The 20933-nt window shown below is 42.7% G+C and carries 18 protein-coding genes; 10 read left to right on the forward strand and 8 right to left on the reverse strand.

Annotation, left to right across the window (positions count from 1 at the left end):
- Positions 1–15: 15 nt before the first annotated feature.
- Entirely contained in the window at positions 16–906 is an 891-nt protein-coding gene (locus FILTAD_RS01300) for a TetR/AcrR family transcriptional regulator (protein WP_124068701.1), read from the reverse strand.
- A 223-nt stretch (positions 907–1129) separates the two neighbouring features.
- On the opposite strand from FILTAD_RS01300, the gene FILTAD_RS01305 reads away from it, so the two are divergent.
- The 7 genes from FILTAD_RS01305 (at position 1130) to FILTAD_RS01335 (ending at position 10795) form a co-directional block, all read left to right on the forward strand.
- Positions 1130–2647, forward strand: coding sequence for a DHA2 family efflux MFS transporter permease subunit (locus FILTAD_RS01305; RefSeq protein WP_124068702.1), 1518 nt, complete (start codon positions 1130–1132; stop codon positions 2645–2647).
- A gap of 124 nt (positions 2648–2771) precedes the next feature.
- A complete protein-coding gene (locus tag FILTAD_RS01310) occupies positions 2772–3821 on the forward strand; it encodes an SEC-C metal-binding domain-containing protein (RefSeq protein WP_124068703.1) in 1050 nt (349 codons plus the stop codon).
- A gap of 223 nt (positions 3822–4044) precedes the next feature.
- On the forward strand, positions 4045–5523 hold the full coding sequence (locus FILTAD_RS01315) for an aldehyde dehydrogenase family protein (RefSeq protein ID WP_124068704.1): 1479 nt from the start codon (positions 4045–4047) through the stop codon (positions 5521–5523).
- 24 nt (positions 5524–5547) lie between these two features.
- Positions 5548–6714: a saccharopine dehydrogenase family protein gene (locus FILTAD_RS01320; RefSeq protein ID WP_124068705.1), complete on the forward strand. Its 1167-nt coding sequence runs from the start codon at positions 5548–5550 to the stop codon at positions 6712–6714.
- A 360-nt stretch (positions 6715–7074) separates the two neighbouring features.
- Positions 7075–7773: an AIM24 family protein gene (locus tag FILTAD_RS01325; RefSeq protein ID WP_124068706.1), complete on the forward strand. Its 699-nt coding sequence runs from the start codon at positions 7075–7077 to the stop codon at positions 7771–7773.
- A 172-nt stretch (positions 7774–7945) separates the two neighbouring features.
- Positions 7946–8515: a TetR/AcrR family transcriptional regulator gene (locus tag FILTAD_RS01330; RefSeq protein WP_124068707.1), complete on the forward strand. Its 570-nt coding sequence runs from the start codon at positions 7946–7948 to the stop codon at positions 8513–8515.
- A gap of 69 nt (positions 8516–8584) precedes the next feature.
- Positions 8585–10795 carry a YhgE/Pip domain-containing protein gene (locus FILTAD_RS01335; RefSeq protein ID WP_238988115.1) on the forward strand — a complete coding sequence of 737 codons (2211 nt, stop codon included), beginning with the start codon at positions 8585–8587 and terminating at the stop codon, positions 10793–10795.
- A gap of 89 nt (positions 10796–10884) precedes the next feature.
- Here FILTAD_RS01335 and FILTAD_RS01340 read toward each other — a convergent pair whose 3' ends face one another.
- Together FILTAD_RS01340 and FILTAD_RS01345 are read right to left on the reverse strand one after the other, a co-directional pair.
- On the reverse strand, positions 10885–11766 hold the full coding sequence (locus FILTAD_RS01340; RefSeq protein ID WP_124068708.1) for an SDR family oxidoreductase: 882 nt from the start codon (positions 11764–11766) through the stop codon (positions 10885–10887).
- Positions 11767–12213: 447 nt separating this feature from the next.
- Positions 12214–13527 carry a short-chain fatty acid transporter gene (locus tag FILTAD_RS01345; RefSeq protein WP_124068709.1) on the reverse strand — a complete coding sequence of 438 codons (1314 nt, stop codon included), beginning with the start codon at positions 13525–13527 and terminating at the stop codon, positions 12214–12216.
- 467 nt (positions 13528–13994) lie between these two features.
- On the opposite strand from FILTAD_RS01345, the gene FILTAD_RS01350 reads away from it, so the two are divergent.
- Together FILTAD_RS01350 and FILTAD_RS01355 are read left to right on the forward strand one after the other, a co-directional pair.
- Positions 13995–14720: a threonine/serine exporter family protein gene (locus FILTAD_RS01350; RefSeq protein ID WP_124068829.1), complete on the forward strand. Its 726-nt coding sequence runs from the start codon at positions 13995–13997 to the stop codon at positions 14718–14720.
- A gap of 24 nt (positions 14721–14744) precedes the next feature.
- The gene (locus FILTAD_RS01355) at positions 14745–15194 is read left to right on the forward strand and encodes a threonine/serine exporter family protein (RefSeq protein ID WP_415579264.1); all 450 of its coding nucleotides are present in this window, start codon (positions 14745–14747) and stop codon (positions 15192–15194) included.
- Between the two features lie 38 nt (positions 15195–15232).
- Here the strand turns inward: FILTAD_RS01355 and FILTAD_RS01360 are convergent, their stop codons facing one another.
- Positions 15233–16882, reverse strand: a complete 1650-nt coding sequence (locus FILTAD_RS01360; protein ID WP_124068711.1) for a sensor domain-containing protein — start codon at positions 16880–16882, stop codon at positions 15233–15235.
- A gap of 251 nt (positions 16883–17133) precedes the next feature.
- Here FILTAD_RS01360 and FILTAD_RS01365 point away from each other — a divergent pair, with 251 nt between their 5' ends.
- Complete coding sequence (locus FILTAD_RS01365) at positions 17134–18045, forward strand: DMT family transporter (protein ID WP_124068712.1); 912 nt, start codon at positions 17134–17136, stop codon at positions 18043–18045.
- 158 nt (positions 18046–18203) lie between these two features.
- Here FILTAD_RS01365 and FILTAD_RS01370 read toward each other — a convergent pair whose 3' ends face one another.
- From FILTAD_RS01370 to FILTAD_RS01385, 4 genes are read right to left on the reverse strand one after another with little or no spacing between them, the layout of a single operon-like run.
- Entirely contained in the window at positions 18204–18893 is a 690-nt protein-coding gene (locus FILTAD_RS01370; protein WP_124068713.1) for a hypothetical protein, read from the reverse strand.
- Positions 18890–19636, reverse strand: coding sequence for a hypothetical protein (locus FILTAD_RS01375; RefSeq protein ID WP_124068714.1), 747 nt, complete (start codon positions 19634–19636; stop codon positions 18890–18892). The genes FILTAD_RS01370 and FILTAD_RS01375 overlap by 4 nt, the downstream gene beginning before the upstream one ends.
- Positions 19608–20522, reverse strand: a complete 915-nt coding sequence (locus FILTAD_RS01380; RefSeq protein ID WP_124068715.1) for an ATP-binding cassette domain-containing protein — start codon at positions 20520–20522, stop codon at positions 19608–19610. Before FILTAD_RS01380 ends, FILTAD_RS01375 begins: the two co-directional genes overlap by 29 nt.
- Positions 20519–20902: a GntR family transcriptional regulator gene (locus FILTAD_RS01385; protein ID WP_124068716.1), complete on the reverse strand. Its 384-nt coding sequence runs from the start codon at positions 20900–20902 to the stop codon at positions 20519–20521. Before FILTAD_RS01385 ends, FILTAD_RS01380 begins: the two co-directional genes overlap by 4 nt.
- Positions 20903–20933 lie beyond the last annotated feature (31 nt).

Consider the following 20933-nt stretch of genomic DNA (forward strand, 5'->3'; position numbering starts at 1 on the left):
ATTAGTCAAGCAGGCTCATTTTTTTTTAAGAATATCAATATATCTCCACAGATTGAAAATAAGTTCAAGTGCTTCAGGTTTGTGTTTCGTCTCGTGGAACGCTTCACGAAAAGAACGAATGACGCTTTCAAGTATGGGAATCCTTGGCTCATCTGAACGGATTTCATCAATTAGAAATTGCGTATATTGATATCCCTCTTGCTTTGTATCATCTTCTAAAAAATAGAGAAACCCGCTGAGCTTAGTGATCAGTCTATCCTTCATTTCATGTTGCGTCTCTTCATTAACGCTTAAATTATTTAATAGGTCCTTCCCAAGCATAAAATCATGGGTCTCCATCATATTTAGCATAACTGCATCAATCCGAGGCATAATAAAGAGAATTAGTGTTCTTGTATCAAGCTCTTCTTTCGAGCTGGCCGCACGAAAATGAATGATTTGCTGAATCATGCCTGTCATCATTACTGCACAATCAGTTGCATAGGGGATGGCCTCTTTCCCGTATATATCAATCAATCGTTGAGAGAGCCAGGAAAGTTCCCCCAGATGATGCTTTTTAATATAGTCCCTTAATTCAGTGTCCGCTGAGTAGAAAACAGCTTCATAGATCGGAAGAAGATTATTTTCACGGTTGACAAGCATGCGAATCGTTATTTGCTCAGCTAATATCCGCTTATTGGTAATATCCTGTCCGATAAGAAGTTCCCTTCTTCTAACTATCGACTCATCACGAGCACGTTCCAGTATTGCGATAAGACATTCATTTTTTGACGTGAAGTAGTTATAAAAAGTACCCTTTGATATTTTAGACTTATCAAGAATGTCTTGTACGGAAGTAGAGTTAAACCCTTTTTCTATGAATAGTTGTTGTGCGGCCAATAAAACTTTTCTTTTACGGTCATTCATGTAATCTTCCTTTTTATCATTTATTGTCGTAGCGGTAAGTATAATTTATACTACGAGTATAGCAGAAATTTATACGTTAATCCCTTTCAAAACAGCAATACGGACTTTTTTTATGTGAAAGCGTTTTCGTAAGTTGATTATTTTGGACTGTCGGTATAGAATGTTTAACATGATGTACAAAGGGTACAAATTCTATACGCAAGTATTAGTTGGAGGATATAAAATGGAGAATAGTTTAGATATCAAAAAAATGCACGAAAAACCACCTTATGCAATGATTGCAATCCTTTTCATAGGAGCATTTGTGGCTTTATTGAATAATACATTGTTAAACGTCGCATTGCCGACAATTATGGATGAATTCGCAGTTAGTCCAGCCACTGTCCAATGGTTAACAACAGGATATATGCTTATTAATGGTATTTTAATACCAGCGAGTGCGTTTTTCATCCAGAAATTTACGAATCGGAGCTTGTTCATAGCGGCGATGACATTTTTTACGCTCGGAACACTCCTTGCGATGCTTGCACCAGCATTTGGTGTACTTGTAGCAGCGCGAATGATTCAAGCGGTCGGATCTGCAATGATGATGCCACTTCTTATGAACGTTATGCTTACGGCATTTCCGATTGAACGTCGCGGCTCAGCAATGGGGCTATTTGGGCTTGTCATGATTACAGCACCAGCAATTGGTCCGACATTGTCGGGGTGGGTAATTGAACATTATTCATGGCGTACTCTTTTCGGCATCGTTTTACCATTTGCCATCTTGACACTCATATACGCGGTTGTGAAATTGCGTAATATTACACCAAACCGTGATATGAAATTGGATGTATTCTCGCTTGTTCTTTCAAGTATCGGTTTCGGAGGACTTCTTTATGGATTTAGTTCTGCGGGGGACAAAGGCTGGGACGCACCGATTGTTTACGGCACGATTATTATTGGCGCCATTGCACTCACTTGGTTCATCGTCCATCAACTTCGTATGAGTGATCCGATGTTGGATTTCAAAATTTACAAACACCCGATGTTTGCTTTAGCATCGGCAATATCAATCGTCTTATCGGTATCGATGTTTTCGGGAATGATTCTTACACCGCTTTATGTCCAAACAATACGCGGTATTTCACCTTTTCACTCAGGTCTGCTGATGCTTCCGGGTGCAATCGTGATGGGACTCATGTCACCGATTACGGGTCGATTATTCGACAAGTACGGTGCAAGGATTTTAGCGATTATCGGTCTTACCATTACTGTAATATCAACATTCTATTTGAGTAGACTTGGTTTGCACACAGGTTATTATTACTTGATGGCTATTTACACCGTGCGTATGTTCGGGATATCAATGGTTATGATGCCGATTATGACGAACGGCTTAAATCAGTTGCCGATGATTTCGAATCCACATGGTACCGCGATGAACAGTACGTTACAACAAGTTTCCGGCGCAATTGGTTCCGCGATCCTGTTAACGATTATGACAAAACGGATGGAATCTTCAGGTGCCGAACTTTTTGCAGAAGCGAAACAATCAGGCACAGCACCAACAAGCGCTGAGGGCCTTGCACAGTTAAAAGAGCAAATTGAAACGCAAGCGATGTTGGACGGCATTAATTTCTCGTTTTTCTTATCTACACTTGTCGCAGTGGTCGCGCTTATTTTGACGCTCTTTGTAAAACGTGTAATGCCTCCAAAGAATGATGGAGAGTATTGCGGTACGCAAGAGCAAAAATAAACGGTTTGACACAAGGAAACAGCAGCTCCGCACGGGTCCTACAAGGCCCATGCGGAGCTTTTTAAATTCTGTTATACTTAATGATAGAGCAAAAATTGGACATTAACTAAGGAAGTGTATAAGGATGATTGGACGAAATGACCCATGCCTATGTGGCAGTGGTAAAAAGTATAAAAAATGTTGTGAGAAGAAAAATGAGGTTTCCGTTGAGCAACTTGTAAATGGAGAACTTGAACGAGTCATTGCAGGTGTTTACGAACAATCACCCGATCCGAAAGATGTTGCCGAATTTGACAATTTTAAACGACAATGGACAAGTAGACTGACGAACCACTTAGAAGGTCATAGTATTGAAGAGTCTGTAACGGAGTATTTCTTATTCGTCGCACGTCAGGATATGTGGAGGAATCATCTTGCAAAAGTGCAGAGTGGTCCCGTGCGAAGCGCTTTACAATCTGTACTTGAAACATGGCAACAGCCGACTGTACTCTTTGGAAGGATGAATAAAGAAAAAAACGATTTTGTCGAAATCAATGAACTGCTTGGAAACAATACCTATTACTTGGAAAAGGAAGACGGGATGCCTGCCGACAAAGGTTCACTTGTTTTCGGTGTTGTGTTACCGGATGAAAGAAAGCATGCGAACGGCGTGTATATTATTACGTCGCTCCTTTTCTTACGGGATCTGAACGGTTCGATTGGAGACGCGATTGTCAAACTTGCCGATGCGGGCAATTTCGAGGATATGAATGATTTTTATAAAGAGCATATGCTAGATATCTATGAAATTTTAATGGCGAAGGACAATGTAACGTTGGATGAATTGATCGAACATGATTTGACGCCTGTTCATCGGGAATCATTGGTACTGTTGGATGACGTACTGAAGGAAAAGGGGTTCGATGATGAAGCGCGCCTCTTACTGAAAAATATGTGTGCCTCTTATATATTGAAAGAACGACCGAATTTCCGAAAGCCAGGCGTTATGTCTGCTGCAATATTCCTCATTGCCATTGATCTTGGAATTCTTGGAGAAACCGATTTGTCCAATAAGGAAGTGGCGGAACTGTTTGATGTATCGACAAGTTCGATGACGAAACATGCTGAAAGTATCAACGAATTTATCCATAAGATGTATGATAAAATGGTGGAAGATAAAAAAGTCAACGCGTAAAAAGATATAAACCACCTCGATGCCGGTTACTGAGATCATCTGCACCTTTCACAACTGGGCACTGAATGAAATACGGATAATGAATAGATAACCTTGGACGAGTCATTGTGACCGTTCAAGGTTTTTTAGTTCAAAAAAATGAAGGGATTCTCATAGATTTGTCGAATTTAAAGTAGTGTAAGCGTTTTCAGACAAGTTCGATGGAAGAAAGGGGATTTTTGCAATGCAATTGAACAACTATATCGGAGGTTCGTGGCAGGATGCTGGTAAGGCAGACTATACGGCCGTCTTAAACCCGGCGAACGGTGAAGAATTGGCGCAAGTAAGGTTATCGACAATAGAAGATGTGAGTCTAGCAGTGGCAGCTGCGAAAGAAGCCCAAAAAAAATGGGCGCTCGTACCCGCTCCAAAACGTGCAGACTATTTATATGAGATAGGCTATTTAATGAAAAAAAAGAAAGAACATTTAGCCCAGGTACTTACAAAAGAAATGGGAAAAGTCATTGAAGAGGCACGCGGTGAAGTCCAAGAAGGGATTGATATGGCCTTCTATATGGCAGGCGAAGGTCGTCGATTGTTTGGAGAAACCGTTCCATCCGAACTTCAAGATAAGTTTGCAATGTATGTTCGTGCACCGGTCGGGGTTGTCGGCCTCATCACACCGTGGAACTTTCCAATCGCGATTGCAACGTGGAAGTCATTTCCTGCCATTGTAGCGGGCAATACATTTGTTTGGAAACCTGCTACGGAGACGCCAATGATGGCCTACGAGATGGCTCTTATTTTTGAAGAGGTTGGTCTTCCGAAAGGGGTGGCGAATATCGTTTTCGGTTCTGGTACAGACGTTGGAACAGCTATGATCGAGCATCCGGACGTCCGCGTCATTTCATTCACAGGGTCGACTGAAACGGGTCGTCATGTTGCGGAGACGGGCGGTCGTCAGTTGAAAAAAGTATCACTTGAAATGGGTGGCAAAAATGCTGTCATTGTCATGGATGACGCAGATATCGACCTTGCAGTTGAAGGGATTCTATGGAGCGCATTTGGAACAGCAGGTCAACGTTGTACAGCATGTAGTCGCGTTATCGTGCATAAGGATATAAAGGTGGAACTTGAGCAGAAACTGATAGAGGCTATGAAAGGGTTATCTATTGGTGACGGACTCGATGAATCGGTGAAAATCGGACCTGTTATCAATGAAAAAGCACTCGAAAAAATTCATGGGTACGTTGAAATCGGTAAAGAAGAAGGTGCAAAACTACTTGCGGGTGGAACTATCTTGACGTCGGGCAAGCTTGTGGACGGGCATTACTACGAACCAACCGTGTTTACGGATGTTGCATGGGATAGTCGTTTGGCGCAAGAGGAAATTTTCGGTCCTGTCGTATCATTGATAGAGGTTTCAAGTTTAAATGAAGCGATTGAAGTGAACAACAGCGTCAAGTTCGGCCTATCAAGCTCCATCTATTCACGTGATGTCAATAAAGTATTCCGGGCACAGCGCGACCTGGATACGGGGATTGTCTACATCAATGCTGGCACGACCGGTGCTGAAATCCACCTGCCGTTCGGGGGAACTAAAGGTACAGGGAATGGACATCGAGACTCAGGCGTAGCGGCACTTGATGTCTTTACGGAATGGAAAAGCATATATATAGACTACAGCGGTAAATTGCAACGGGCGCAAATCGATACAGACTAAAAATTCATATAAGGGGATGGGTATATGAAAGTTGTCGTACTTGGTGCAGGGTTAATGGGAAAAGAAGCAGCACGCGATCTTGTGAAAAGTGATGATGTGGAGAAAGTGTATCTAGCTGACCTGAACGTCAGACAGGCTGAAGACTTTGCGGAAGAGCTCATGTCTGACAAACTGGATATTTTACGCTTAGATGCAACGAATGACGTGCAGTTAAGCGAAGTGATGGCACTTGGGGATGTCGTTATTAATGCACTATTTTATACGTTTAATGAAAAAGTGGCGCGAACAGCAGTGGATATCGGTGTGCATAGCATTGATCTTGGTGGCCATATTGGCGGCGCGACGGATGCGGTGCTCGACCTAGCAGAAAAAGCGACAGCAAAAGGGATAACACTCATACCGGATCTAGGGGTAGCACCGGGCATGATTAATATTCTTACAGGCTACGGCGCTGAAAAGTTGGATAAAGTCGAGTCCATCAAACTATATGTAGGCGGGATTCCAGTGAAGCCGGAACCGCCGCTTAATTATAATGTCGTATTCTCGTTGGAAGGCGTGTTCGATCATTATACAGATTCTTCGCTCGTTATACGGGATGGTAAGTTGATGGAAATTCCCTCGTTATCGGAAATCGAAACAATCCATTTCGATAAATACGGTGAGTTGGAAGCTTTCCATACATCAGGCGGTACGTCAACTTTGTCAAAATCGTACCCTGATGTGAATACGCTTGAGTACAAAACAATCCGCTATAAAGGGCATGCTGAGAAATTCCAATTACTTGTCGATCTTGGCTTGTTATCACGCGACAATGAAGTAACGGTCAATGGTACTGCGCTGAAAATACGTGACGTCATGAGAGAGCATTTGTCACCTCAACTGCGACTCGGTGAGAAGTCGGATGCCGTATTGCTTCGCGTCATCGTCAGCGGCGAGAAAAGCGGCATGCCGGTAACATATGAGTATGATCTGGTGACAGAAAAAGATACGCAAGTAAACGAAACCGCAATGGCTCGCGCAACGGCGAATACCATTTCCATCGTTGCACAAATGATTGGGAACGGTACAATTACAAAACGAGGGGTTCATCCTCCCGAGAAAATTGTTCCGGGTGACCGATACATCGAGGAAATGAAAAAACGCGGCGTCATTATTGAGGAAAAGATTGAAACGAACGAAGCGCATGTTTAATAGCTGAAAAGTAAAGAACAAGACGGAGAAATAAGCCATTTAGAACAGCCATCCGTTTTCACGAATGTAAGTTAAAAGGGTTAAAGAGAACAGGGATTCCTCTGCTCTCTTTTTCCTTTTTTACGTTTAAGGGCCAAAACAGGCTTTGCTTCCGTCTACTGATTGTAGGGTGGATTAAATTATGCAGAAAGTTGATAGATGCAAGAAAAAGCGAACATGACCCAACTCACAGGTCAATTCAAAATCCCGGATTCGGTAAATAATCGGTTTACAACTGCGATTGAAACCTTTACAACTATCGACTCGTATGTATAGGTAATGGTCATAGACAATATAGTAGATAAAGGAGGAAATGAACGCATGAGCAATTATACACTTGATAAGTTCATCGCACAGACAAAACAGGATGAACGGGAAAATGATTTCTTCGAGCTGGAAACGCCGCGGATACTGGAAGTTAACTTGAACGATCTAGTGTGGGCAAAGACGGGTTCCATGATTTCGTATACAGGGCAAATAAAATTTGAACGTGAAAAAGTATTGGAACATGGTATTGGGAAAATGTTCAAAAAGGCATTAACGGGTGAAGGCAGTTCGCTTATGAAAGCACAAGGAAAAGGGAGGCTCTATTTAGCCGATCAAGGGAAGAAAATAACGATCTTTGAATTGAATAATGAGGCCATTACTGTTAACGGCAACGACCTTCTCGCATTCGAGCCGACAATTGAATGGGATATTCAACTTATGCGTAAAGTGGCGGGCATGATGTCCGGTGGCTTGTTCAATGTAACGTTAAAAGGTACAGGCAGAGTCGCCATCACCTCCCACTTCGAGCCTTTAACGCTTCTCGTCCGTCCAGGGGAACCGATCATAACCGATCCGAATGCAACAGTCGCTTGGTCGGGTAATTTAACACCGGAATTCCGCACCGACATCAGTATTCGAACGTTTCTTGGCCGCGGGAGTGGAGAATCTATTCAAATGGAATTCTCAGGCGAGGGGTTTGTCATTGTTCAACCGTTTGAAGAAGTGTACATGAGCGGAAACACATCTTCTTAATGAAAAAACACCAAAACTTCTTGACTGTAGAAGATGTAAACTCTTCTACAGTTTTTTGAGATTCCTAAAAAAACACTTGCAATCAATCAGTATTGAGTATATTATAATGACTATATGACCGTAATTGCATTTTAGTCACTTAGTTACCTTTTATTCAAAGTGAGGTGGAGAAATGGATCGTAGGCAAGAGATTCTGGAAGCGGCAGCGAAATCATTCTCTTTGTTTGGCTACAAAGCGACAACGATGGATCAAGTTGCTAAAATAGCAAACGTCGGCAAAGGAACAATCTATACGTTTTTTGCCAATAAAGAAGACCTCTTCAACGCCATCGTTGTAAAATTGATCAACGAAATGCGTGCAGAAGCCGATTCTGTTGCCGTAGAAGGTGCTTCATTCGAAAAGAATGCGCATGCACGATTGATGCAAATGTTGAAATTCCGTGAAACGCATCAATTATACGCGAAACTTATCGACGAAGAGAAAGAACTTCGTACGCCCGCAGTGAAAGAAGTGCTTGAAACAATCGAAAAAGAAATCGTTTCTTACATTAAAGAGAAGATGGAAAAAGTTATCGCAAAAGGTGAACTGAAGCCGTGTGATACGGAACTTGTTGCGTATCTTTTATTTAAATCCTATCTTGCACTTATTGTCGATTGGGGAAAAACGCATGACGACGAACTTGCGGAAAAACGCATCGTTGAATTATTGAGTGGGACAATTTTTAAAAGTCTCTTAGTGTGAGACTTCTTTTTTTGAGTAAAACTGACCACTTGACACTAACGGTCAATCAGTAAAGGAGGAAATTAATAGATGAAAAAATCAATGACATGGGCAGAGTGGAAACAACTACTGCGCACACGGAAAATGATTGTACCAATGATTGCAATCCTGTTCATACCTGTGCTTTACGCAGGAATGTTCTTATGGGCATTTTGGAATCCGTATGCAAATATGGCGGATCTACCTGTTGCGATTATCAATCTTGACGAGGGCGCGGAAATGGATGGAACTCAACTTGCGCTTGGTAAGGAACTATCGGATAAGTTGATAGACAGTAAACAATTCGATTTCAAGTCGGTTTCCAAAACGGACGCTGACAAAGGTCTCAAAGAACAAGATTATTACGTAGTCATCGAAATACCGAAAAATTTCTCCCAACATGCAACAACACTTCTGGATGAAAATCCTGAAAAACTGACGATTATGTATAAACCGAACGAAGGATTTAACTTCCTATCCGCACAAATCGGTGAAACAGCTATGGATCGTATCCGGGCAGAAGTGAATGAACAAGTCGCTTCAACTTACTCGGAAAAGTTATTCGACTCAATTGCTGAACTTGGCAACGGGTTTGGAGATGCCGCAGATGGCGCAGGGGAATTAGCTAGCGGAGCCAATGAATTAGCTGGCGGTGCGGATGATTTAAAAGGCTATCTTGCACAACTTGCATCCAGTACGATTACGCTTGCTGATGGATCGGACAAACTTGCAAAAGGCGCAAATGATGCTGCAAAAGGTGCCAAGGATTTGAATAACGGACTTGGCGGACTTACTTCAGGTGCAGCCGAACTTCGTAATGGTGCACAACAAGCATCTAGTGGAGCCAATGATTTGAAAGCGGGGATCACACAATATACACAAGGCGTTGGTCAGCTTACAACAAGTTATGCACAAATTGCTCAAAAAGAAAAAGAATTCGATGGGTCAGTTGGCACGTTGGATGAAAAGTCGGCTTCACTAAATACGGCAGCCAGCAAACTTACGGACGGTGCACAAAATGTTAACACAGGCATTAACGGGCTTTCAGAACAACTTGCACCCATTATTGCATCACTTCCTGAAGAACAACAAGCGGGTTTAAATGCTGCACTTGCCGAACTAAAACAAGGCAGCGGGCAAGTAGCAGGCGGGTTACACGAACTTTCCACTGGTACAGCAGCGCTTAAAGAAGGGACAGCACAGTTGAATGGTGCAGCAGGTCAACTTGCTGGTGCACATGCTCAAGCATATGCTGGGTTGGACAAATTGAATGGATCTTCTGTGCAACTAATTGACGGCGCGAATGCCCTCGCTGACGGAAACGGAGCGCTTGCATCCGGTCTTTCGACATTATCCGAAGGAGCAACGGCTGCACAAAAAGGTTCAGCTAGTCTTGCAACAGGTCTTGCAACATTGACACAAGGAACAGGTACATTAACTGAAGGTACGGGAACCCTTGCATCGAAATCACAAGAACTGGCTGAAGGCTCTGTGAAATTGGCGGATGGCGTAGATGAATTGAAAGAAGGAACGCTAACACTTCAAGAAAAATTGAAAGAAGCAAACGCAACGGCGTCAGAAGTGAAACCGACAGACAAGACATATGAAATGGCGGCATCACCTGTTGAAGTAGAAAAGACGGCCATTAATGAAGTGCCGAACTACGGAACGGGCTTCGCTCCATACTTCCTATCACTTGGACTATTCGTTGGTGCATTGCTTTTATCAATCGTATTCCCACTTGTCGAACCGGCATTAAAACCTACAGGTGCATTCGGGTGGTTCTTCAGTAAAGTATCCGTACTTGCAGTTGTTGGTCTACTACAAGCTTTGCTTGCAGTCGCCATTATCAAGTTTGGGCTTAGAATGGAAGTTCAAAGTATGCCGTTGTTCATCTTGACAGCTATTATTACAAGCTATACATTTATTGCACTTGTACAAATGCTCGTGTCAATTCTTAGCGATGCAGGACGATTCGTAGCAATTCTTGTCCTTATTATGCAGTTGACGACAAGTGCGGGGACATTCCCACTTGAGTTAATACCAGCACCATTACAAATCTTCAATACTTTATTGCCAATGACATATTCCGTTCAAGCATTCAAAGCGGCTATTTCAACCGGGGATTTCCAATTCCTTTGGATGAACAACGGTATACTCATCGGATTTATGGTTGCATGTCTTGCAATTACATTGGGTTACTTCACTCTTCTATTCAAAAGAAGATACTCGAAGGGTTCGATGGAAACAGCGGAAGCGTAACAGGAACTGATTTTCGTCTGGATTTCAGAGCAAAACAAAAACCACTTATGACTTTAGAATTCTAAGTCATAAGTGGTTTTTCATGTTGATTAAGACCCTACAAAATCACCACCATCGATATGGATTGTCTGACCAGTCATATAACTGGAGTCCATAGAGGCGAGAAATACATAAGCAGGTGCATTTTCCGCGGGTTGTCCTCGACGTTTTACAGGTGTATCCGCTCCGTGCTGTTCAACTTTTTTGGCGTCGAATGTGGCTGGGATGAGCGGTGTCCAGATTGGACCGGGAGCGACCGCATTTACGCGGATACCTTTTTCTGCTAAGTTCAGGGCAAGCGAACGGGTGAATGAGGTAATGGCCCCTTTTGTCGCCGAATAATCGAGTAGACCGGGTGACCCGTTATACGCAGTGACAGAAGAGGTATTGACGATGGAATCGCCATCGGTCATACATTGCAGGGCCGCCTTCGTCAAATAGAAAAGACCGAAGAAGTTCGTGTCGAATGTTTCGCGTAATTGATCTGACGATATAGCTGCAATATCATTTTGCGGGAATTGTTTGCCTGCATTATTGACGAGGATATTCAAACTGCCGAATTCGGCTACTACTTCATCGATTAATTGTTCGCAATGCTCTTCTTCACTAATGTCGATGCGGACTTTCTTTGCTTTCCCGCCATACTTTTCAATAAGCTTCACGGTTTTATCCGCATCAATATCCTCGGCTTCGTCAAGGTAGGCAATAGCTACGTTTGCGCCTTCTTTCGCAAAAGCAACCGCAACAGCGCGCCCGATACCGCTGTCTCCACCTGTTATCAATGCATTTTTACCTTTTAATTTACCGGACCCTTTATAGTTCTCATCATCATAAATAGGGGCCGGATCCATTTCTGCCTCAACACCAGGTTGCTGATTTTGCGTCCGCGGGGGAACCTCTTCATCAATTTTTTCGAATTTATCTTTTGCCAAGTTGCTTCCTCCTTTATACGTTTAACTCTATAGGAACTGTTCCCTTTGAGTGAACGATGTAAACGGAAACAATATGACATCCATTATGTAAAAAAACGTGGGATCTCTTCTAATTGCAGTGAATTTCTTGGAGAATTTAACTAGGTTCAGTTGGGTGGATGAAGTTAGTGGGGGTTAATGAGCTCATGTAGGCGGTTGTTGATCACTTGTTGGGTTTTACGATCGCATTTTGTAGATTTATGATCGGATGGAAGGGGCTAATGATCACTCTCGTGGGTTTTATGAGCGCACGTAAATGATTTTTGATCATTTGTATGAGATCTATAATTTAACGTGAGAGTTTTATATTCAAGTGTCAACGATTAATGGGCAATCTTCACTTTTTACTTCATTCGATTTAAATAAAAAGCTGCACGCAAGACACGCGCACAGCTTTTTTGAATTCATTCAGAAGAAATATAATCCAATACTAATAATGATACCGCTTAGTATGAGGACAAATAGGCAGTAGCCCATAATATCTTTTGCACGCAGACCTGCGATAGCTAGTGCGGGTAACGCCCAGAACGGCTGAATCATATTTGTCCAAGCATCGCCCCATGCAATGGCCATCGCCGTTTTCGAATAACTGACACCGAGTGATTGTGCCGCGTCCAACATAATCGGAGCTTGAACCGCCCATTGCCCGCCACCAGAGGGAACGAAGAAATTTACGAGCCCAGCTGCGAAAAACGAGAAAAGTGGGAAGGTATGCTCATTTGAAATGCTCACAAACCATTCGGACATAACGCCTGCAAGACCAGAAGCGACCATCATACCCATAATCCCTGCATAGAACGGAAACTGGATGATAATACCACCCGCTGTTTTCACCGCATTCGCGACAGCAGCAAGGAAGCGTTTCGGTGTTCCATGAAAAATGATACCGAGCGTAAAAAATATCAAGTTCACAATATTTAAGTTCAAATCGAAGCCGTTGGAAACGAAATGCTGAATCAGATAGACGAGGCCGAGTACACCGATAAGCATGGAAAGAATAATACTATTTTCCATCCTGCTCGCCGGAGTACTATCTTCTACCACTTCAACCTCAATTTTTTCTTCCAATAACTTAGGATCGACCGTTACCGTGTCTTCCGGCTTCGGCATCATGAAACGATTTAAAATCGGTACGGAAATAATAAGTGCAGCGATGATTAATAAGTTGTACGTCGAGAAAATCGTTTCAGATGTTGGTACGACGCCCATGATACCAGCAAATGGATGATCCACAGTTGCGACGGAAAGTGGAATCGACCCGCCAAGTCCTCCGTGCCAAATAATGAAGCCCGAGTATGCGCTTGCAATGAGAAGTCTATAATCGACCGTCGTTAATTTCTTAGCAATTTCTTTCGCAAAAAGCGCCCCGATGACCAGACCGAAGCCCCAATTGATCCAGCAAGCAATCAATGACACGACAGAAACAAGTAAAATGGCGGAACCAGGCGATTTCGCCAAACCTGCAAGTGAGCTCAATAGTTTCTTGAAGACAGGACTACTTGCCAAGACATGTCCAGCAACGAGTACAATAACCATCTGCATTGTGAATGAAAGAAGCCCCCAGAAGCCGTCTCCCCAATGAACGACCATATCAAGCGGCCCAGAATCGGTAAAACCCAGCCCCATCAGAAATACAACAATCGTTAGAATAGCAACGAAAATATATGGATCCGGCAAATAGCGTTCCATAAGTGTGTTGGACCATCGCGTTAATACTTTCATAATTACATCCCCCCTTCTGTAGTTTATCGTATTCATACAATTCAATCGACATGTTTCTAGCATAATAATTACTTATTCGACAAGTTCATTTGTAAATACGTTTCAATATCCTCCATAATCGGACCCTAAGCGCAAGGGAACTGAGAATAGTCCAATAAAAACACCCAAGTTCAATTAAAAACGCCCATAAACCCCCGAAGTGCGATCAATCGGGAGAGAAATCCGCTCAAAGAACCCCAAGTGCGATCAATTGGAAGAGAAGTTCGCTCAAAGAACCCCGAATTGCGATCAAAAGGAAGCGAATTGCGCTCAAAGAATCTCGAAGTGCGATCAATCGGAAGAAAAGCTTGCCCAATGAACCCCAAAGCCCACCCAAAAAAGTTTCTACATTGTTTTTTCAACCCCGCTTCGATAGACTTATTTAAAAGGGTAGAAAAAGGGGGGTGGAACCAGTGGTGGATAAGGAAATGGCGATCGATTGTTGTCTGCTTGCTGGACGCCTCATGATGCAATCGGGTGCCGAGACGTACCGTGTAGAAGATACGATGAGTCGAATGGCTGATACACAGGAATTATCGGCGACGCATAGTTTTGTCACGCCGACCGGCATCATCTTTTCACCAGGAAGCCCGCATCATACAAAATTGGTTCGGATTAAGAACAGGACCACTGATTTGGAAAAAGTGGCACTTGTCAATGATGTCTCGCGAAAGCTTTCTGCGGATGAATATACATTGGAAGAAGCCTATTCGAAGCTGTTGGAAATCGAGAAAGTGGATGTCATGTTTCCGCTTTGGCTGCAAGTGCTTGCCGCCGCCGTTGTAAGTGGCTGTTTTCTTATCATGTTCGAAGGACTTTGGATAGACGTGCCGGCTGCTTTTGTTGCAGGGGGAATCGGGTATATTATTGTGACGCGTATCCATGAATTGACTCGTGTTAAGTTTTTCGCCGAATTTGTCGGTTCATTATTCATCGGCTTGATTGGATTTGGCGCTGTTCAAATCGGTCTTGGAACAGACCTTGATAAAATTATCATTGGTTCTGTCATGCCACTTGTTCCTGGGCTTCTTATTACAAATGCAGTTCGTGATTTGATGGCGGGTCATTTTATGTCAGGGTTATCGAAAGGTGCAGAAGCGACTTTAACTGCATTTGCAATCGGTGCAGGTGTTGCATTGGTATTCTCTTTTTGAATGTGAATGGGGGTGGGGTGATTGATGTGGATTATACAGGGAGTTCTTAGTTTCCTGGCATCAGCTGGCTTCGGGATTATTTTCAACACGCCGAAGAAAATGTTATTCTACTGCGGTTTCGTCGGGATGACGGGTTGGCTCGTTTACCGTGCATTTAACATATATTCGGATGATCCCGTTCAAGCGTCATTCCTGGGTGCATTTGCTGTTGCAGTCTTTGCACATCTTCTGGCGAAAAAGTTTCGCACACCGATGATCATTTTCAGTGTTGCAGGGATTATTCCACTTGTTCCCGGAGGAATGGCCTATAATGCGATGCGCCACATTGTCGAAAATGACTATTTGAATGCTATATCATTCGCAACCGGCGCATTTATGGTGTCCGGCGCGATTGCAATGGGGCTTGTTTTCGCAGAAGTAATGATTCAAATCATTTTCAGGAACACTTTCGGACGTAGAAATAAAACGGAGTGACCTTATCTATAAGGTTCCTCCGTTTTATTTTTCCTTCATTAAATTGAAATGTCCTCTGCTGTGACAGGCGCACCAATATAATATCCTTGCACTGCATCGACACCCATTTTTTTAAGTATGTCGAACTGTTCCTTGGTTTCAACGCCTTCTGCTACGACATACATACTCATCGACTTTCCGAACTGAATCATACCGTCTACTAGTTGTTGCGTTTTCGGCTGGGTCAGCAATGACTGGATGAATAGTTTATCAATCTTTATTTTGGAAATAGGTAAGTGCTGCATATAACGGAATGAAGCAAAACCTGTGCCGAAGTCATCGAGTACGAATTCGACACCTTCATCCTGTAGCTCTTTCATTTGAATGGATATTGATTTTTCTTCTTCGGCTTGAAATGCGAACTTTTCCGTGATTTCCAGCTGTATATAAGTAGCGGGACATTCCGTTTTTTCCAGGATATCCAATACGCTTTCCTTCATTGATGGATTGGTGAACTCTCGGGCGGAAGAATTTATTGCAACTTTTACGGGTCGCTTTCTGGCGTTCCAATCGGCGGCAAGTGTTGCGGCTTCTTCAAGAACAAATGCACCTATTTCATGAATCAATCCATTCTCCTCTGCAATCGGGATGAGCTCATCTGGCATGACATAGCCAAGTTCATCGTCATTCCATCTAACGAAAGCTTCAAATAGAGTCACTTCATCAGACTTTATATCAAATTGAGGTTGGTAAACAACTTGTAAATCATTGCGGTTTAAAGCGGTAAGCAGCTTGTGGTCGATAATAGCGCGTCTGTTCAATACCTGATGTGAAGCGGCGGATAGCGATACAATTTTACCACCACCGTTATCAATGCCTTCTTTCGTTGCTGAAAGGGCTGCTTTCATTAAATGTGTATAGGTTTGTTGATCTTCCGGAAAACGAACGATACCTCCACTTACAGAAAGCGGCAAAGCTGTACCGCCAAGGTAGATTGGTTGTTGTTTCAGGAATTGAATGAATCCTTGAATGAACCAATCACCGAAAGGCGTTAGGATGACAAATTCATTCACTCCGATTCGAGCAATCGGATTATCCAGAAAAAAGCGTTTTAACCGATTCGTGAATGATTTGATAAGTTCATTCTCCGAATCATGGAATTGTAACTCTTTCAATGTATAATAGTGGTCAATTGTTAAATAGACAAATGAAAAATGGCGTTTGTTAGAAATGTATTCATCTACAGTCGATTCAAGTTTGAATCGGCTCATAAGACCGCTTTCATAGTCGATGAATGCAATTTGCTGAAGCTTATCCCGTAAATGAATGTCAGCTGTAATATCCAGCTCAAGAAAAGTAACGGATTCAAGTTGTGCATCCTCCGTAATAAGAGGGATGCCAATTAAATTGACAAAATAGGATTCCCCTAAACGCGTAGACTTTTTTGCATTGCCAAACCACGTTTTGCCACCTTTTATATGACTCCATATCAAGTATGCTTGTTCCTGATCCTCTTTAGTGTCGGGAAACATCTGCCAAAACATTTTTCCTAGAATACGCCGGGGCGTCCACTTACTAGTTTCCAAAAAGTTTTTATTTGTAAAGATGATGGATCCATCACCATCCGTACGGGTCACCATATAAAATTGTGTAAGACTTTTCATGATATCCGGTTGTTCTGACATGAATTGCCCATTATTTGATTTCATAAAATATCTCCTTCAGGATGTGTTGAATTTTATTTGGAGCCTACGGTGGATGTCACAGATTTTGTAGGGAGTGGAAAGGTTACATACATGTGTTTCGCGGGTATAAGTCTAATTAAAATCCGGATTCGATCACACCAAGACCGTAATTTACTAGTATAATAAGGTTCTATCTAGTGTACATCATAAAAATGCCAATTGGGTAGTGTGAAATCAATTTGATGATAAATAGTTAAATAGTAGGGGGAGTAAAAGTGAAAAGAGCGAAAGGGATCACCATGATTGTATCGGGAGCAATGCTTTGGGGTGCGACGGGTCCAATGATGGAATGGATTTTACGAACTAGTGATATGTCGATTTCTTTCATGTTAACAGTGCGTTTGTTTCTAGCAGGAGCATTTATACTGATGATGTTAAAAGTACGTGGAAAGAAAATAAGCCTTCCTTGGCGTCAAAAAGTATGGGCACGCCAACTTATACTTTTCGGTGTATTTGGTATGCTTGGTATTCAATATACATTTGTCGCGTCTATTGATACGAGCAATGCCGTCATTGCGACGTTGTTCCAGTTTCTAGCACCCATTTTCTTGATAGTATTTGTCACGGCAACGCAAAAGAAATGGCCGCCGATTGCACAAGTATTAGGTATGTTAGTAACACTCATAGGATTATTCCTACTGCTGACAAATGGCTCTTTAGCGGGCTTTGCGCTCAGTAAAGTTGCCGTTCTTTGGGGAATTGCACTTGGTTTTGCATTCTCATTTTACACATTATACCCAGTCCGTCTTATGCAGGAGTGGGGAGTCCTTCTATCAATTGGATGGGGGATGGTCATCGCTGGTACAACGCTGTTTTTTACAAATCCAATGAAGATTGTAACAGATATGGAGTACCTGGTGGATTGGCGGATGGCGACCATGCTTCTACTCGTCATCATCGTTGGAACCTTTGCCTTCATCCTGTTCATGGGTAGTATGAAATACATTACGCCTGTCGAAACAAGTATTTTATCAAGCTTCGAACCGTTAACCGCCATGGTAATCTCCGTCATCTGGTTTGGCCAGGTGCTTGGAATGTGGCAACTAACAGGCTCAGTCATCATGCTTATCGGAGTAACATGGCTATCCATCGCGGGGAATAAAAAGTTAGAAAGCGACGGGCGCTGACGCGATTGACCGCTTTCGAAGGTTAAATGAGCGGAAACCCCGCGCAATTGATCGTACTTGAGTGTTGAATGAGCGAACCGTACCCCCTTATAATGCCAACCTATCATGCAAAAAAGCACCTCACATGTGAGATGCTTTTTTTGCATTGAACTATACATTCAGTCAGTAACATAGTCAACACTGACATGATCATCCGTTTTAACAATCAAATCTTTTGGAACACGCAGATAAACGGTAATTTGTCGTGTATCCGAGCTATGGGAGCCGAAATTTCGTCGGGTTGCTCCTGTGAATTGATCCAACAAAAAAGCCTCTTGGTAGGACGTATACGTAATTTCAGTAAATGAAGGGGTCACCAAGGTCATTTTACCATTCTCCCATTTTGGCTTCGTATAGTTCATCTGTTCCGAGAAATCGTAATTATTGATTGCGAGAAAGGGTTTGAAAATCGTTTCTTCAATCAACCCGTCATTGACATCCTTGCGCTCAATATAAACGTTTGGTACCAGATCGAAAGCTTTAGACGTGATGGTAAGCATATCGCCTATCCTATGGGTGCGCTTATCGATGATTTGTGAAGAGTCAATCGAGCTTAAATCGCCGGCTTGTAAGGCGATATCGACAGAATAGAAGGAATCAACAGGTATTTGTTTAGGTGTCTCTGCTGCAGTCTTTTTATCTAGTATACCGACAACAACAGTCGCGATTACTAAAATGAAAACATATGTCGCAAAAAACACATATATCCATTTTGTATTCATCTTACGTTTGGCATGTTTAGTCGTCCGCAAGAAGTACCAGATGATAAGCACAACTGCGAAAATGGGTATGAGTCCAAATGAAGTCATTTCCTCACCTCCGTCTTATTCGTAACCGCTACTGATAAGGCGAATAAAACAACTACCGTGATGACTACTTTCATTAGGAAAATCAGAAAGGATGTCTCAGTACCGAAAAAGGCAATTGTTTTTTCAATGAAAAATACTCCGCCTACAGACAGATTGAGAGCGGGTAACGCAATCAGTACAATCACGATAAGCGGGATGACAAGTTTGCTACGCTGCACGAACGAGCCGATTGTATAACCAAGCCCTGCAAAGAGGATTGTGTAAAGAATGGAAGTTGCAATTCCGATGAAAAAGCTGAAAGGCGAGTCAAGCAGCCCGGGTGATTCGATAGTAATGGTGCTGTTTTGTGCGTAGACAATAAATTTGCCGATTGAACCTGCTAAAACTGCTGTAATACCACCAACAACGGATGCTAGAAGAACCAGTAAAAAACTGGATAAATGATGGCTGAGCCGGTTCGAGACGAATGAGAAAGCATCGTTCCGATAGGCGAGTGTTGTCACAAGTATGCCTGTTATAAATGCCCATACAAGTGTCAAGACGACGGGCGTATCGCCGGTGGAAGTGGCGTCGGTGATTCTTAACGATTCCGAGGCTTCGTATGAACTATAAGAGTTGACCCCGAAAAAGATGCCGATCAGTTGCATAATAAGCAAGGAACTGAAAATACCCGTATAAGCGTTCATTTTATAGCGGAATTGTTTTTTTACAATATCAGTCAGTCGTGGCACTGTTAAATACATCATCTATCCCTCCTTTTGAACCGCTTGTCAGGGCAACGTACGCATCATTCGCCGGAACGGGAACGATTGTAATACCTTCTTCATTCAAGCGGGCCTGTTCATCCATTGTGAACGTATTTTTCACAAGCACTTCTATGAATGAACCATTCACTTGACTTCCGAAACTGCTTCTTTCTACCACGTGAGCACGCACTTTTTCCTCTTTTCCGACCAACTTCACATACATGTCCTGCAAATCCGTAATAGGCCCGTGAAAAGGGATGGTTCCGTCGCGTACAAGCAGAATATCCTCCAGCAAGTCTTCAATTTCCTCCAGATGATGACTTGAAAGTAAAATTGTTCGTGGATGGGCGATATAATCTTTCAATAATGCGCGGTAAAAGTCTTTCCGTACGACTGTATCCATACCCGTTGTCGGTTCGTCGAAAATCGTCAATGGGCAATGGGCTGCGAGGCCGATGATTGCGTTGAATGTATTCTTTTTTCCTTTAGAAAGATGTTGATGATGGGCAAAAGGATGGAAACTGAAAAAGTCGAATAGCCGCTTGGCAAGACGTGCATCCCAATTTGCATAGAAACGATCTGCTTCTTTCAGTATTTGTTGTAACGTGAGCTTGTCGGAAAAACTCATCGTATCATCCACTAGAATCGTATTCGCCGATACTTTCAAACTGTTGAATGGATTCTCGGAAAAGACACGGACTTCTCCAGATGAAACCTTGATATGCCCCGCGATCAGTTTCATCAATGTGGATTTACCAACCCCGTTGCGTCCGATAACGCCTGTTAGGACATTTTCTTGAATGCTGAAATTCATATGATTCAATACGCTATGGGCTCCGCTTTGATACGATTTCGTGACATTGTTGAATTCAATGGCAGTCATGATGTTCCCTCCCCACTTTTTTTACGTTCCATTTCAATCATGGCAACTAGTTGATTATCATCGACGCCAAGTAATTTTGCTTCAGTGAGCAAGTCTTTGATAAGTCCATGCAATGTTTCTTCTTTTCGTTTGGCAATGAGCTTTTCATGACCGTCAGATGCAACGAACATACCAAGTCCACGACGTTTATAGATGATTTCTTTATCAAGCAACAACGTCAATCCCTTGCCCGCTGTTGCTGGGTTTATATTGAATTGCTCTGCAAGCTGGTATTGGGAATACACTTTTTCATCCGCCGAAAGCGTCCCATCGATAATCTCGGTTTCAATCCATTCTGCTATCTGAATATAAATCGGTTTTGCACCAGCCGCGTTTTTCATCCACGTCACCTCCTGTGTGGTAGTGCATTAC

Source organism: Filibacter tadaridae (assembly GCF_900609045.1).
Taxonomy (GTDB): Bacteria; Bacillota; Bacilli; order Bacillales_A; family Planococcaceae; genus Sporosarcina; species Sporosarcina tadaridae.

Coding starts and splice junctions, on each gene's coding strand:
- FILTAD_RS01300 (WP_124068701.1), bottom strand. CDS start 906: ATGAATGACCGTAAAAGAAAAGTTTTATTGGCCGCACAACAACTATTC.
- FILTAD_RS01305 (WP_124068702.1), top strand. CDS start 1,130: ATGGAGAATAGTTTAGATATCAAAAAAATGCACGAAAAACCACCTTAT.
- FILTAD_RS01310 (WP_124068703.1), top strand. CDS start 2,772: ATGATTGGACGAAATGACCCATGCCTATGTGGCAGTGGTAAAAAGTAT.
- FILTAD_RS01315 (WP_124068704.1), top strand. CDS start 4,045: ATGCAATTGAACAACTATATCGGAGGTTCGTGGCAGGATGCTGGTAAG.
- FILTAD_RS01320 (WP_124068705.1), top strand. CDS start 5,548: ATGAAAGTTGTCGTACTTGGTGCAGGGTTAATGGGAAAAGAAGCAGCA.
- FILTAD_RS01325 (WP_124068706.1), top strand. CDS start 7,075: ATGAGCAATTATACACTTGATAAGTTCATCGCACAGACAAAACAGGAT.
- FILTAD_RS01330 (WP_124068707.1), top strand. CDS start 7,946: ATGGATCGTAGGCAAGAGATTCTGGAAGCGGCAGCGAAATCATTCTCT.
- FILTAD_RS01335 (WP_238988115.1), top strand. CDS start 8,585: ATGAAAAAATCAATGACATGGGCAGAGTGGAAACAACTACTGCGCACA.
- FILTAD_RS01345 (WP_124068709.1), bottom strand. CDS start 13,527: ATGAAAGTATTAACGCGATGGTCCAACACACTTATGGAACGCTATTTG.
- FILTAD_RS01350 (WP_124068829.1), top strand. CDS start 13,995: ATGGCGATCGATTGTTGTCTGCTTGCTGGACGCCTCATGATGCAATCG.
- FILTAD_RS01355 (WP_415579264.1), top strand. CDS start 14,745: ATGTGGATTATACAGGGAGTTCTTAGTTTCCTGGCATCAGCTGGCTTC.
- FILTAD_RS01360 (WP_124068711.1), bottom strand. CDS start 16,882: ATGAAATCAAATAATGGGCAATTCATGTCAGAACAACCGGATATCATG.
- FILTAD_RS01370 (WP_124068713.1), bottom strand. CDS start 18,893: ATGACTTCATTTGGACTCATACCCATTTTCGCAGTTGTGCTTATCATC.
- FILTAD_RS01375 (WP_124068714.1), bottom strand. CDS start 19,636: ATGTATTTAACAGTGCCACGACTGACTGATATTGTAAAAAAACAATTC.
- FILTAD_RS01380 (WP_124068715.1), bottom strand. CDS start 20,522: ATGACTGCCATTGAATTCAACAATGTCACGAAATCGTATCAAAGCGGA.
- FILTAD_RS01385 (WP_124068716.1), bottom strand. CDS start 20,902: ATGAAAAACGCGGCTGGTGCAAAACCGATTTATATTCAGATAGCAGAA.